12 protein-coding genes are annotated in these 12,730 nt (G+C 55.4%); 6 read left to right on the plus strand and 6 right to left on the minus strand.

Features of this window, described 5'->3' with window-relative positions; genetic code table 11:
* Positions 1–10 precede the first annotated feature (10 nt).
* The 3 genes from FNL37_RS04325 to mutM are packed head-to-tail and all read left to right on the plus strand — an operon-like array spanning position 11 to position 3,110.
* Entirely contained in the window at positions 11–1,399 is a 1,389-nt protein-coding gene (locus FNL37_RS04325; protein ID WP_013442803.1) for a GldG family protein, read from the plus strand.
* On the plus strand, positions 1,396–2,283 hold the full coding sequence (locus FNL37_RS04330; protein ID WP_015830597.1) for a DUF4340 domain-containing protein: 888 nt from the start codon (positions 1,396–1,398) through the stop codon (positions 2,281–2,283). Before FNL37_RS04325 ends, FNL37_RS04330 begins: the two co-directional genes overlap by 4 nt.
* Positions 2,284–2,291: 8 nt before the next feature.
* Positions 2,292–3,110: a bifunctional DNA-formamidopyrimidine glycosylase/DNA-(apurinic or apyrimidinic site) lyase gene (gene mutM / locus FNL37_RS04335; RefSeq protein WP_015830596.1), complete on the plus strand. Its 819-nt coding sequence runs from the start codon at positions 2,292–2,294 to the stop codon at positions 3,108–3,110.
* A gap of 3 nt (positions 3,111–3,113) precedes the next feature.
* Here the strand turns inward: mutM and FNL37_RS04340 are convergent, their stop codons facing one another.
* Positions 3,114–4,619, minus strand: a complete 1,506-nt coding sequence (locus FNL37_RS04340; RefSeq protein ID WP_159355255.1) for a high affinity choline transporter 1 — start codon at positions 4,617–4,619, stop codon at positions 3,114–3,116.
* Between the two features lie 304 nt (positions 4,620–4,923).
* Between FNL37_RS04340 and FNL37_RS04345 the strand changes: the two genes are divergently transcribed.
* Positions 4,924–5,748, plus strand: coding sequence for an HDOD domain-containing protein (locus FNL37_RS04345; RefSeq protein ID WP_159355256.1), 825 nt, complete (start codon positions 4,924–4,926; stop codon positions 5,746–5,748).
* Positions 5,749–5,843: 95 nt separating this feature from the next.
* Here the strand turns inward: FNL37_RS04345 and ubiB are convergent, their stop codons facing one another.
* From ubiB to FNL37_RS04365, 4 genes are read right to left on the minus strand one after another with little or no spacing between them, the layout of a single operon-like run.
* Positions 5,844–7,364, minus strand: coding sequence for a ubiquinone biosynthesis regulatory protein kinase UbiB (gene ubiB, locus FNL37_RS04350; RefSeq protein ID WP_159355257.1), 1,521 nt, complete (start codon positions 7,362–7,364; stop codon positions 5,844–5,846).
* A 51-nt stretch (positions 7,365–7,415) separates the two neighbouring features.
* Entirely contained in the window at positions 7,416–8,015 is a 600-nt protein-coding gene (locus FNL37_RS04355; protein ID WP_159355258.1) for a ubiquinone biosynthesis accessory factor UbiJ, read from the minus strand.
* Entirely contained in the window at positions 8,012–8,749 is a 738-nt protein-coding gene (ubiE, locus tag FNL37_RS04360) for a bifunctional demethylmenaquinone methyltransferase/2-methoxy-6-polyprenyl-1,4-benzoquinol methylase UbiE (RefSeq protein ID WP_013442796.1), read from the minus strand. Before ubiE ends, FNL37_RS04355 begins: the two co-directional genes overlap by 4 nt.
* Before the next feature lie 10 nt (positions 8,750–8,759).
* Positions 8,760–9,146: a gamma-butyrobetaine hydroxylase family protein gene (locus FNL37_RS04365; protein WP_013442795.1), complete on the minus strand. Its 387-nt coding sequence runs from the start codon at positions 9,144–9,146 to the stop codon at positions 8,760–8,762.
* A gap of 212 nt (positions 9,147–9,358) precedes the next feature.
* On the opposite strand from FNL37_RS04365, the gene FNL37_RS04370 reads away from it, so the two are divergent.
* Entirely contained in the window at positions 9,359–11,323 is a 1,965-nt protein-coding gene (locus tag FNL37_RS04370) for a dynamin family protein (protein ID WP_159355259.1), read from the plus strand.
* Entirely contained in the window at positions 11,320–11,526 is a 207-nt protein-coding gene (gene ccoS, locus FNL37_RS04375; RefSeq protein ID WP_013442793.1) for a cbb3-type cytochrome oxidase assembly protein CcoS, read from the plus strand. Before FNL37_RS04370 ends, ccoS begins: the two co-directional genes overlap by 4 nt.
* A 290-nt stretch (positions 11,527–11,816) precedes the next feature.
* Here the strand turns inward: ccoS and rpoH are convergent, their stop codons facing one another.
* Entirely contained in the window at positions 11,817–12,671 is an 855-nt protein-coding gene (gene rpoH / locus FNL37_RS04380) for an RNA polymerase sigma factor RpoH (protein ID WP_015830588.1), read from the minus strand.
* Positions 12,672–12,730 lie beyond the last annotated feature (59 nt).

A 12,730-nucleotide genomic window follows, 5' to 3' on the forward strand; every position in this document is an offset into this window, starting at 1 on the left:
GGGTACCCCTATGAAAACGAATCGTAAACTCCGCTTCCAGTTGTTCATGCAAAACAGTGTGTTTGTTTTGCTGTTTCTGGCTCTTATTTTCCTGTTGGGCTATCTGTCGCATGAATACCATGTGGCGCAGGACATCACCCAGAGTTCACGCAACACCCTGACCGAAGGCAGCGTTAATGTCCTGAAGCAGATGAAGGGTCCGGTGGAAATCACCGTGTTCGTCTCCAAGGACGAGGCCTATCGCAAGACCATCAATGACTTCATTTCGCGTTATCAGCGCTCCAAGCCTGATATCAAGATCACCTGGGTAAACCCCGCCGAAGAACCCAAGCTGGCACAGGATGCCGGTATCAAGGCCGAGGGCGAACTGGTGGTGGACTTCAACAAGCGTACCGAACACCTGACGCCACCGTATGTTGAGCAGGACATGACCAATCTGCTGGTGCGCCTGTCGCGTACCAACCAGCGTGCCGTGATGTATCTGGATGGTCATGGCGAGCGCAATCTGATCGGCATCAAGAATCATGATCTGGGCGAGTTTGGCCGTCAGCTGCAGAAGAAGGGCTTCAAGCTGGCCAATCCTGACCTGACCATTGCGCAGGGCGTGCCAACCAATGGCGCCATGCTGGTGATTGCCAGTCCGCAGGTGGATGTATCCGAAGTTGAAGCCAAGAAGATCAAGGAATACCTGGATGCAGGTGGCAATCTGCTGTGGTTGCTGGACGATGAAAACACCCATGGCTTGCAGAATATTGCCGAATACCTGGGCCTGGAAATCACGCCGGGCATGGTGATTGACCTGACGTCTGCCCAGTACGGTGCGGATTCCAAGATCGCCTTTGCCAGCCAGTACGGTGAACATCCGATTACCAAGAACTTCATGCTGCGCACCTTGTTCCCTGAAGCACGCATGCTGGATGCGCGTGGTACCGATGAGAATGGCTGGCAAGTCAGCCATCTGGTGGAAGTGGCCCCGAACGGCTGGCTGGAAACCGGCAAGATCGATGGCAAGGTGAGCTTTGATGACAAGAAGGACATCCACGGCCCGATCAATGTGGCGGTCGCCATGGAGCGCAAGTATGGCAAGAAGGGCCAGCGCGTGGTCGTGGTCGGTAACGGCAACTTCCTGTCCAACACCTTTGTTGGCAATGGCGGCAACCTGGACCTGGGCATCAATATCGTGAACTGGCTGGCGGGTGACGATAACCTGATCACCATTCAGCCCAAACCCCTCAAGGACGTGAATATCTCCATTCCCAAGGAAGGCTGGGGTCACTTTGCTGCACAAGTGGTCTTTATCCCTGTGTTTGGCGTATCGCTGGGCCTGTTCCAGTTCATTCTGCCGCTCGCCTTGCTGGTGGCTGGTGTGAGCATCTGGTGGCGGAGACGCAAGGCATGAGATCGCGCTGGATAGTCAATCTGATTCTGCTGGCACTGGTTGCCGGTATCGTGAGCTTTCTTTACCTGCGCCCCAAGCCGGTGGAGGAAAAGAAAGCCCAGCAGGCCATCGCCATTTCCAATCTCAAGATTGGTGGCTTTAGCCATGTCAGCATCGAGTTTCCGGCCCGGGCTGGCGTGGAATTCGAGAAGATTGATGGCTACTGGCACATCGTCAAACCATTCAAGGCTCGCGCAGACCAGATGGCGGTGCAACGCATTCTGGCCATCGTTGCGGCCGAGAGTAACGATAAATTTCCGGCGACCGATCTCGGGCGTTATGGCCTGGATCAGCCCAAGATCAAGGTGAAGCTGGATAACGAAGAGTTCCTGTTCGGCACTTACAACCCGGTCAGCAGTGATCAATACGTGGCATACAAGGATGCGGTGTATCTCGTCTCCAGTTCTTACTCCGACTTTGCCTCTGTGCAAGTTGAAGAGGCCATCGACAAGAATCTGCTGAAACCCACCGAAAAAGTCGCCGGTTTTGATTTCTCGCGCCTGGAGCAGTGGGAGTCTGTGCGCCTGAATGTGGATATCAAGGACGGCAAGTGGACGACCTCGGTGCCGGATGCCAAGCTCACGCAAAACGACATGAACGAGTGGTTTGATACCTACTGGAAAAATGTGGATGTCAAATCGGTGGAGCCATATACCCCTGATCGCAAGGCGAGCTATGCCTCGTTCGAGGTGAAGCTGCAGGATGGCTCCAAGGTGCATTTTGACCGCATCCAGGAGGCGCCTGAGGTCATCCTTGGTCGCCCGGATGAAGGCATGATGTATCACCTGCCTGCCGACTTTGGCTTTACGCTGCTCAACCCTCCTGTTACCACCAACAGCAAGTAAGCAGCTTTATGCCTGAACTACCGGAGGTCGAAACTACCATGCGGGGCCTGGCCCCGCTGGTCGGCCAGCCGGTAGCCAAGGTTGTCATCCGTCATCCCACGCTGCGTTGGCCCATCCCGGCCGATCTGGTGCATACCCTTCCGCAGCAGACCCTGAAATCGCTGACGCGTCGAGCCAAATACATTCTGGCGCAATTTGATACCGGTTATCTCATGCTGCATCTTGGCATGTCGGGCCGCATCTGTCTGCTCGCGCAGGATGAGCCTGCCGCCAAGCATGATCACTTTGACCTGCATTTTGCCGATGGCCAGGTGCTGCGGTTGCGGGATCCGCGGCGTTTTGGGGCAGTGCTATGGGCGGGTGCGGAGCCTGAGCAGCATGCCCTGTTAAGTGTGCTGGGGCCGGAGCCGCTGGAATCCGCCTTTGATGGCGACTGGCTGTATCGCCAGTTTCGCACGCGCAGTGCCCCGGTTAAAAATGCCATCATGGATAGTCATCTGGTAGTCGGCGTGGGCAATATCTACGCCAGTGAATCGCTGTTTCGCGCGCGCATACATCCGCAAACGCCTGCCAACCAGCTGAGTCGGCAGGCATGTGACCGACTGGCCGCGGAGATCAAGGCTACCCTGACCGATGCGCTGGCAGCCGGAGGCAGCAGCCTGCGTGATTTCTTTGGCGCAGATGGTAATCCGGGGTATTTTCAGCAGGAGTACTTCACTTACGCCCGCACAGGCGAGGCCTGCAAGATATGCAGCACGCCTATCCAGAACGTGCGGCTGGGGCAGCGCTCGACTTTCTTCTGCCCGCGCTGCCAGCCCAAACCCTAGTTTTTAGTGACCTGGCAGATGCCCGGATTGGCCAGCGTGGCCTGCCGGCGTGTGTGGGTGAGCCGCATGCCGATGCAGGTATTCCGCTTCCGTGTGGCCAGGTTTGCCTATCTTCTGCGGTAACAGGGAGCCCACCACCATGCCGATGGCGCTGACGGCCAGCCCTATCATCTGCGGCGGTATCAGGCTGTCTTCTCCCAGCAGCACTTCCAGCAATATCCAGCTGCTGACGCCGCCGATAATCGCTGCCAGCGCGCCCTGACTGTTGGCGCGCTTCCAGAAGGCGCCGAAGAATAGCGGCACAAACGCGCCTGCCAGGGTGATCTTGTAAGCGGACTCCACCATGCCAAAAATGGATAGCTCTGAATTCAGCGCATAAAACAGCACGCAGCCTGCAAAACCGATCAAACAGATACGCATGACTTTAAGGAAGCCTCGATCGGTGAGGTGTGGCAGAAATCCACGCACGATGTTCTCGGCAAACGAGATGGAGGGCGCCAGCAGCGTGGCTGACGAACAGCTCATGATGGCCGACAGCACGGCGCCAAAGAAAATCACCTGTGCCAGCAATGGTGTGTGCTGCAGGACCAGCGTTGGCAGTACACGCTGCGAGTCCTCGGCGATCAGGCCATTAAAGAAGGCGGGGTCGATAATGGTGGCCGCATAGGCAATAAACATGGGCACAAAGGTAAAACAGAAGTAGACCGATGCGCCAAGTACCGAACCCCAGATGGCGACCTTGGCGCTTTTGGCCGAGGTGATGCGCTGGAATACGTCCTGCTGGGGAATGGACCCCAGCATCATGGTCATCCATGCGCCGAGGAAGCCTACCCATTGCCAGATATCCAGTGGCGGGAAAAATTCGAGTTTGCCAGCGGCCCGGGCGTGATCAATCACCGGCGCCACGCCACCTGTCATGCCAGATACGATGTAGCCGATGTAGAGCAGGCCGCCGATGATGACGGTCATCTGTACAAAGTCGAGAATGGCGACGGAGAGCATGCCGCCGAATGTGGTGTAGGTCAGCACAATGGCGGTACCGAGTATCATGCCAGCCTCCTGGCTGACAGCGCCTTGCGTGATCATGTTGAAAATGAGCCCCAGCGCTTTGATCTGCGCGGCAACCCAGCCGAGGTAGGACACCACAATGGCTAGCGTGGTCAGTACTTCTACCGTGCGGTTATAGCGCATGCGATAGAAATCGCCCAGGGTGATGATGTTGAGTTTGTACAGTTGGGTAGCGAAGAAGAAACCGGCGATCACCAGACACAGACTGGAGCCAAAGGGATCTGCCACCACGCCGCGCAGACCTTCCTTTACAAAGGTGGCAGAAACGCCGAAGACGGCTTCGGCGCCGAACCAGGTAGCGAATACGGTTGCCATGACCACGGGTAATGGCAGGTGCCGGCCGGCGACGGCGTAGTCCTTGGTATTCTTGACGCGGGTGGCTGCAATGAGACCGATGCTGATGGAAACCAGCAGATAAAGAACCACAAACCAGATCAGCACGCTTTCATGTCCTTATTCCTGATAAAGCCGTCATTCAAACTGACGGAAGTAAAGGCATTCGCCACTCAAAGTGCGCCGTCTCATGTCGAGTTCAGGCTGGTTTTTCGAGGGCTGTTTTTCAACATGGATTCTAGCAAAAACTATGCTTGGGCGAGTATTTTGCGCGCCTTAATTGATGCGGTTTCCCCATCTATTTTATGAAATGTCAGGACGCGGTCTGCGGTATGCTAATGAATTGCATGGATCGAAGTCTAAACTGTGCTGAAAAAACGTCGTTACAGGTATATGAGGAGCCCACGACATCATGCCAAACACGAATAAATCTCTGAGCGAATGGGTAGATTTTCTCAGCCACGCGGATATCCCGGTGCTGAAGTACACCTCGCGAGAGCTTGCCAGACTTCAGCTGGATGAAGATTCCCTGAGTGGCCGTGCCATTTTTTCTGTGGTGATTCAAGACCCGATGATGGTGTTCCGCCTGCTGCGTTATATGCAAACGCACAAGCACAAAAGCCAGCTGCAAGACCTGGTGCAGATTGAGCATATCGTCATGATGCTCGGGACCGAAAAGTTTTTTCAGGATATTCCGGCCAAACCCATCGTTGAAGAAGTGCTGCACGACAATTTGCCAGCCCTGACGCATTTGCTGCGTTTGGTGCACCGGGCCCATAAAGCCGCGCATTATGCACTGGATTGGGCCGTGCGCCTGTATGACCTGCACGCCGAAGAAATCCGTATCGCAGCCTTGCTGCATGACCTTTCCGAAATTCTGATGTGGTGCTTTGCCCCGGACAAGATGATGGAGATTTTTGAACGGCAGCACGCCGATAAAACCCTGCGCAGCCAGGCTGTGCAACAGGAGGTTCTGGGCTTCCGTCTGCTGGATTTGCAACTGCAGCTGGCCGAGGTGTGCGAATTGCCCCCGCTATTGCTCAGGCTGATGAAAGATGGCGCCAGTGGTGAACAGCGGGTGCGCAATGTCACGCTGGCGGTCAATCTTGCCCGCCATGCCGCGCATGGTTGGGATGATGCTGCCTTGCCGGATGATTATCGCGATATTGCGGAGTTGCTGCGGGTGGATGTACCCAAGGTGCGACATTGGGTGGGAGCCCCGGCCATCGGCGAATAGTCGTGATGGGCTGGGTCAGTGAAGTCGGATTCATCACAGCGGGCCTGGTAGTCATACCAGGCCCGCTGCGTATTCTGTCTGTTATAAAAAACCTGTTAGAAAAACCGAACGGCTTCCAGTACCAGCAGGCCGACAAGCGCCAGTGCCAGCAAGCTAAGCACCCAGGTCTGACGCTGCTGCTGACGGCGCAGTTGATGCAGCTCCTTGACCAGGTGCGGGTTCTGCTCGCGCAGCAGAAAATCATCAATCCGACGCGGCAACATGGGCAGGATGGCACCCCAGGTCGGCGCTTCCTGTTGTACGCGTTTTAACACACTGCGCCAGCCTATCTGCTCCGACATCCAGCGCTCAAGATAAGGCTGCGCTGTTTTCCAGAGATCGAGTTGCGGGTCAAGATCGCGCCCCAGGCCTTCCACATTCAGCAGGGTTTTTTGCAGCATGGTGAGTTGCGGCTGAATTTCCACACCAAAGCGACGCGAGGTCTGAAACAGGCGTAACAACACGCGGCCAAATGAAATTTCGCTGATCGGTTTATCAAAAATCGGCTCGCACACGGCGCGGATGGCGGTTTCAAATTCTTCTAGCGGCGTATCTTTTGGTGCCCAGCCAGATTCGATGTGGGCGCGCGCCACTTCACGGTAATCCCGGCGGAAAAAAGCCAGGAAATTGCGTGCCAGATATTGCTTGTCTATTTCTGTCAGGCTACCCATGATGCCGAAATCGAGCGCCACATAGCGCCCATCCGGTGCCACCTGGATATTGCCGGGATGCATGTCGGCATGGAAAAACCCATCGCGGAATACCTGGGTAAAGAATATCTCCACGCCATCCCGCGCCAGCTTGGGAATATCCACGCCTATGCTGCGCAAATGGGCTACCTGGCTGATGGGGATGCCGTTCATGCGATCCATCACCATCACTTGTTCGCGACACCAGTCCCAGTAAACATCCGGTACCAGCAGCAGGCGTTTGTCCTTGAAGTTGCGGCCGAGCAGGCTGCAATTGGCGGCTTCCAGCATCAGGTCGAGTTCGCTGTGTATATGCCTGGCGAACTCGGCGACCACTTCGCGCGGTTTCAGGCGGCGGCCATCGGAAGATACTTTGTGGAATAGCCATGCCGCGCTATCCAGCAGGGCCAGGTCTTTTTCAATGATCGTGCCTATGCCCGGGCGCAGAATCTTGACGGCAACCTCACGACCACCAGGCAGGCTGGCAAAATGCACCTGCGCCACCGAAGCGCTGGCGATGGGGGTAATGTCAAAGCGCTCAAACACCTGCGCCACCGGCATGCCATAGGCTGCTTCCATGATGGCGGCGGCTTGTTTATAAGGGAAGGGCGGCACGCGATCCTGCAGTTTGGCGAGCTCATCGGCAATATCCAGCGGAATCAGGTCGCGGCGCGTGGAAAGCATCTGGCCGAATTTGACGAAAATGGGCCCCAGCGCTTCCAGTGCCAGTCGCAGGCGTTCACCGCGCGGGGCGCTTATCGGGCGCCAGAACAGCAGGGCGCGAATTAGCGTTTGTGCCGGGCGCAAGCGGCTGTGGCCGAGGATGAATTCATCCAGGCCGTAGCGCAGGGTGATGACGATAATCTTGAGCAGTCTGAAAAAGCGCATGCCGTTATTCTTGAGGTTGGTTGGGGTAATGAGCGTGAAAGGTTGACCCGCTCAGGACTGCTTTTGCAGCAAGGCATCCAGCCGGGCGCTGAGTTTTTCGATGTGCTTTTCCAAGCGGCCGACGTCGTCGCGCAGGGTGTCCACATCACGGTTGAACGCTTCCACATGGCGCTTCTTGGCGATCAGCGGCTGTTCTTCCTGCCAGAATTCAGCGGCCATTTCGGTGAGATTCACCGCCTGCTTGCGCGTGGCGGCTACGCCTTCCTGCAGGCGTTGGCTGATCTGGCTGGCGGCCACATCGCCCACGACGTGGCTCAGGTCTTCTTCGTAATCCCACGACATGGCTTGCAGGACTTTGCCCAGCGCGATGGCAAATTCGGTGTCGCCTTCCAGCACAATTTCGCTATGGGCAGAGGCATCTTTTGCCAGCAGGCGCAAAGCGAGGGAAGGGCTGATGCGCATGCTGGCATCATAAACCGCGGTGTCACCAGCCATGGCGAGACCGCCATCCTCCAGCACCACGAGCGTGGCGCTGACCGGAAACAGCTGCAAGCGGATATGCTTGCCAGCGTAAGGTTGCAGGTGCGGCCGTGCCCAGCTGTTCTGCTTGATGAGATGGCCCAGCAGACGTGTCAGCAGCGGTTTGATCATGCGGTTTTCCATCCTTTGTGCAGGGCGACCACACCGGCAGACAGGTTGTAGTAGTCCACCTTGCCAAAACCGGCATCTAGCATCATTTGCTTCAGGGTTTCCTGATCGGGGTGCATGCGGATGGACTCGGCCAGATATTGATAGCTGGCGGCATCCTGCGCCAACAGCTTGCCCATCAGCGGCAGCAGCTTGAAAGAGTAGGCGTCATACAGCGGCGCCAGAGGCTTCCATACTTGCGAGAATTCCAGCACCAGCAGGCGGCCGCCGGTCTTGAGTACACGGTGCATTTCGGCCAGGGCACGGTCTTTGTGCGTCATGTTGCGCAGGCCAAAGGCGACAATCACACAGTCAAAATGCTGATCAGGGAAGGGCAGTTTCTCGGCATCGCATTGCAATGCAGGGACGGCAACGCCTTCATCCATCAGGCGGTCACGACCTACGCCCAGCATGGAGGCGTTGATGTCGGTGAGCACCACGGTACCTTCACTGCCGACCTTGCGCGAAAAAAGCCGTGACAGATCGCCACTGCCGCCGGCGACATCCAGCACACGGTCGCCTGCCTTCACACCGCTGATCTCGACGGCAAAACGCTTCCAGGTGCGGTGCAAGCCCGCTGACATCACGTCGTTCATCAGGTCATATTTGCGTGCCACGGAGTGAAACACTTCGCCTACCTTGCGGGCTTTTTCGTGTTCTTCCACCGTCTGGAAGCCAAAATGGGTTTTATCGGTCATCGTGTGTTCCTTATGCGTTGCTGTCTGTCTTGCGTTTTACGCCGGCCATCTCAAGTCGGCCTATGTAGTCGCGCCACAGGGCTTCGTAGTGGCTGGCGAGTTCGTAGAGATAATCCCAGGAGTAAAGCCCGGTGTCGTGGCCATCCGAGAATGTCAGTTTGACGGCGTAATTGCCCACCGGGCTGATGGCGGTGATGTTGACGTCTTCCTTGCCGATTTGCAGGGTTTCCTGCCCGGGCCCATGTCCGCGTACTTCAGCGGAAGGGGAGTAAACACGCAGGAATTCGCAGGACAGCATGCAGGTCGTGTTGTCATCGAATGTAATCTCGAGCAGGCGCGATTTCTGATGCAGGCGAATGTCGGTTGGGCGTGGGGAATCCGGGGTTAATCCACTCATGAGACGTGTGACTGGGCTAAAAAGTTGATGATAGCAGAATCATCGAATCTGGATTCAGATATCTCCCCTTTCCAGCCCGTGCATAAGCACGCCAGATAAGGACTTTCGTGTTGCGGGAGATTGGCAGGAACTGACAATATACGCCTGATTTGTTTGACTTAAAAATCGGGCATGCTAGAGTGGTGTGAATAATAAAGTGTGGTGGGGGTACCATGGCAGAGAGTAAATTGGCGCATCAGTTCGCGGCCTATAGCGAATGGCGCAAAGCCCTGATGAATACGGTGCAGGATTACCGCCAATGGCTGAACGAACAGGAGCTGAACGACGCCCAGATTGATCAGCGTTTGCAACAGCTGCTCGAGCGTCTGCGTGAAGACAAGCTGAATGTCGCTTTTGTCGCCGAATACTCCCGTGGCAAGTCTGAACTCATCAATGCCGTTTTCTTTGCCGATTATGGACAGCGCCTGCTGCCATCCAGTGCTGGCCGTACCACCATGTGCCCGACCGAACTGCTTTACGACCCCGCCAAGCCCGCTTGCCTGCAGTTGTTGCCGATTGAAACGCGCGCTTCTGACGCGACCACCACCGAATACAAGCGCTACCCTGAAGAGTGGCGTGTGATCGAATTCAAGATTGACGATAGCGACAGCATGATCGAGGCCTTCAAGGAGGTCAGCACCACCAAGTCGGTCAGCCCGGAAGAAGCCGAGCGTTATGGCCTGTTTGACCGGAATAACCCGGAAGATGCGCTTAACCTGAATGCCAACGGCACCGTAGATGTGCCTTGCTGGCGCTATGCCGTGATCAACTTCCCCCATCCCTTGCTGGAACAGGGCCTGGTCATCCTGGATACCCCTGGCCTGAATGCGATTGGTACCGAGCCGGAACTGACGCTGAATATGCTGCCCAACGCGCATGCCGTGCTCTTTATTCTGGCGGCAGATACCGGTGTCACCAAATCGGAAATCGACGTCTGGCGCCAATACATCAGCGGTACCCGCTGGAAGCAGAAGGGCCGTCTGGCGGTGCTGAACAAGATTGATGGCTTGTGGGATGAACTCAAGGATAGCCAGAGTATCGAAGATGAAATCAAGAAGCAGGTGCAGACCAGCGCAGAATTGCTTGGGCTGGACGCAGGCCAGATTTTTCCGATCTCGGCGCAGAAGGGTCTGCTTGCCAAGGTGAATGGCGACGCGGCGCTGTTGCAGCGCAGTCGCTTGCCTGAGCTGGAAAAAGCGTTGTCGGATGAGCTTATCCCTTCCAAGAAACAGATTGTGCAGGAGTCCACCCAGAGCGAAATTGATGATCTCTTGGGCAATTCGAGCCTGATTCTGGATTCGCGTCTGCAAGGGCTCAGCGAGCAGCTCGATGAGCTCAAGGGCCTGCGCGGCAAGAATGAGGATGTGGTTGAGCACATGATGAACAAGGTGAAGGTCGACAAGGAAAACTTCGAGAAAGGCTTGCAGCGCTTTCAGGCGCTACGCAGCGTATTTTCGCAGCAGACCAATCGGCTGTTCAGCCTGCTGGGCATGGAAGCCTTGCGCGAACAGGTGACCACCACCCGCAACAAGATGATTGCCGCCACCTTTACCAAAAACATCCGCAGTGCCATGGATGAGTTTTTTGCGGATCTGAAAACCCGCATGCAAAGTTCGGAAACGCAGATCGAAGAGATCAAGAAAATGATGGACGCGATGTACGAGAAATTCAATCAGGATCATGGCCTGCGCAAGTCCGATGCGCCGTCATTCTCCATGCTGCGCTACCAGAAAGAGCTGGCAAAGCTGGAGCGTGCGTACAAGGAGCAGTTCAATACCACGCTCAACATGATCACCAATGAAAAAATGACGCTCACCTCCAAGTTTTTCGAAACGCTGGCAACCCGCGTTATTCACGTCTATGAAATTGCCAATCGCGATGTGGAAAACTGGCTTAAGGCCGTGATCGCGCCCATGGAATCGCAAGTGCGCGAGCACCAGCTGCAACTCAAGCGCCGGCTGGAAAGCATCAAGCGTATTTATAAAGCCACGGATACTTTGGAAGACCGCATCGGTGAGCTGGAGAGTATTGAAAGCGGTATCCGCCAGCAATTGGCCGATCTTGAAAACCTGCGGCGGCAGATGTATGCCGCGCTCGCATCCGTGCAGGATGATGCTCCCTTGACGCAAGCCGCATGAACGTCACCACGCTCCTTTTCCTGCTTGGCATGACCGTGGTGTTCATTGTAATCGCCGCGTTTGGTATTCTGTGGGCAATCAAAAGTGGACAGTATGATGATATGGAAGGGCCCGCCCAGCGTATCCTCATGGACGATGATGACCCCATGATTCCATTTAATCGCTTGAAGCAAGCGCCTAAAAATACTAAAATCGACGAATAACAATACAACTTGTGAGGTTTTTGAAATGAAGGATTACAAGTCCTGGTTCACCTTTGCCAATCTGCCGCTGACCATTGTTGTTTTGCTCATTACATGGTCCTGGATGAGCGCTTTGTCGGTCATGATTTTCGGCTAAGACGGTACTGGATTCAGAATATAAAAAAGCTGCTCTCGGGCAGCTTTTTTATTGCGTGTTGTTACGAAACTTGATCACCATGCATGGCCCCGTCGGCCAAGAAAAAACCCGGCACGAGGCCGGGTTTTTTGAGTCGGCATTTTAAATGCCAGGCTCAGGCTGCACTCAGCATGCCCTTCATTTTTTGCATGGCTTTCTGTTCAATCTGACGAATACGTTCTGCCGATACACCAAACTCGGCTGCCAGATCATGCAGCGTTGCACTATTGTTTTCCTGTAACCAGCGGGCTTGCACAATCCGGCGGCTACGATCATCCAGGCTTTCCAGCGCGTGAGCCAAGCCTACGGTCTGGTTATGCTCCGCTTCGCGTTCGGCCAGCAGTTCGGAAGGCTCAGGCTGTTGATCTTCAAGATACGCAATCGGGCTGAAGCTGTCTTCGCTGTCATCATCGCTATTACCTTCCAGCGAAATCTCATGGCCGCCCATGCGCGACTCCATCTCCACGACCTCTTCTGGCTTGACCTTGAGTTCACGGGCGATATCCGCTACTTCGTCTGGGCTCAGGGTATGGCTGTTTTTCTTCATGCTGCGCAGGTTGAAGAACAGCTTGCGTTGAGCCTTGGTGGTAGCGACTTTGACCAGGCGCCAGTTGCGCACGATGTACTCGTGAATCTCGGCTTTGATCCAATGCATGGCAAATGAGACCAGACGGACGCCACGATCAGGATCAAAGCGACGTACAGCCTTCATCAGACCGACGTTGCCTTCCTGAATCAGATCAGCTTGTGGCAGACCATAACCAGAGTAACCGCGGGCAATGCTGGCGACCAGACGCAAATGCGACACGATGAGGCCTTTGGCAGCATCAATGTCATTGTCCTTGCGCAGGCGGGTTGCCAGATCGTACTCTTCCTCGGCGCTTAATACAGGAAACGCCTTGATCGTACGTAGGTACTGATCAAGACTGTCCAGTGAAGACACTGAAGGAATTGTCAGGGCATTTGTCATAGGGTTAATCTCGCTCATGAAATTGATTTTAGCACTCCCTCTTTGAGAGTGCTAGTGGT

The sequence above is a fragment of the Methylovorus glucosotrophus genome (assembly GCF_009858335.1).
In the GTDB taxonomy this organism is placed as follows: domain Bacteria; phylum Pseudomonadota; class Gammaproteobacteria; order Burkholderiales; family Methylophilaceae; genus Methylovorus; species Methylovorus glucosotrophus.

Coding starts and splice junctions, on each gene's coding strand:
- FNL37_RS04325 (WP_013442803.1), top strand. CDS start 11: ATGAAAACGAATCGTAAACTCCGCTTCCAGTTGTTCATGCAAAACAGT.
- FNL37_RS04370 (WP_159355259.1), top strand. CDS start 9,359: ATGGCAGAGAGTAAATTGGCGCATCAGTTCGCGGCCTATAGCGAATGG.
- FNL37_RS04330 (WP_015830597.1), top strand. CDS start 1,396: ATGAGATCGCGCTGGATAGTCAATCTGATTCTGCTGGCACTGGTTGCC.
- FNL37_RS04345 (WP_159355256.1), top strand. CDS start 4,924: ATGCCAAACACGAATAAATCTCTGAGCGAATGGGTAGATTTTCTCAGC.
- ubiB (WP_159355257.1), bottom strand. CDS start 7,364: ATGCGCTTTTTCAGACTGCTCAAGATTATCGTCATCACCCTGCGCTAC.
- FNL37_RS04365 (WP_013442795.1), bottom strand. CDS start 9,146: ATGAGTGGATTAACCCCGGATTCCCCACGCCCAACCGACATTCGCCTG.
- FNL37_RS04355 (WP_159355258.1), bottom strand. CDS start 8,015: ATGATCAAACCGCTGCTGACACGTCTGCTGGGCCATCTCATCAAGCAG.
- mutM (WP_015830596.1), top strand. CDS start 2,292: ATGCCTGAACTACCGGAGGTCGAAACTACCATGCGGGGCCTGGCCCCG.
- ubiE (WP_013442796.1), bottom strand. CDS start 8,749: ATGACCGATAAAACCCATTTTGGCTTCCAGACGGTGGAAGAACACGAA.
- rpoH (WP_015830588.1), bottom strand. CDS start 12,671: ATGACAAATGCCCTGACAATTCCTTCAGTGTCTTCACTGGACAGTCTT.
- ccoS (WP_013442793.1), top strand. CDS start 11,320: ATGAACGTCACCACGCTCCTTTTCCTGCTTGGCATGACCGTGGTGTTC.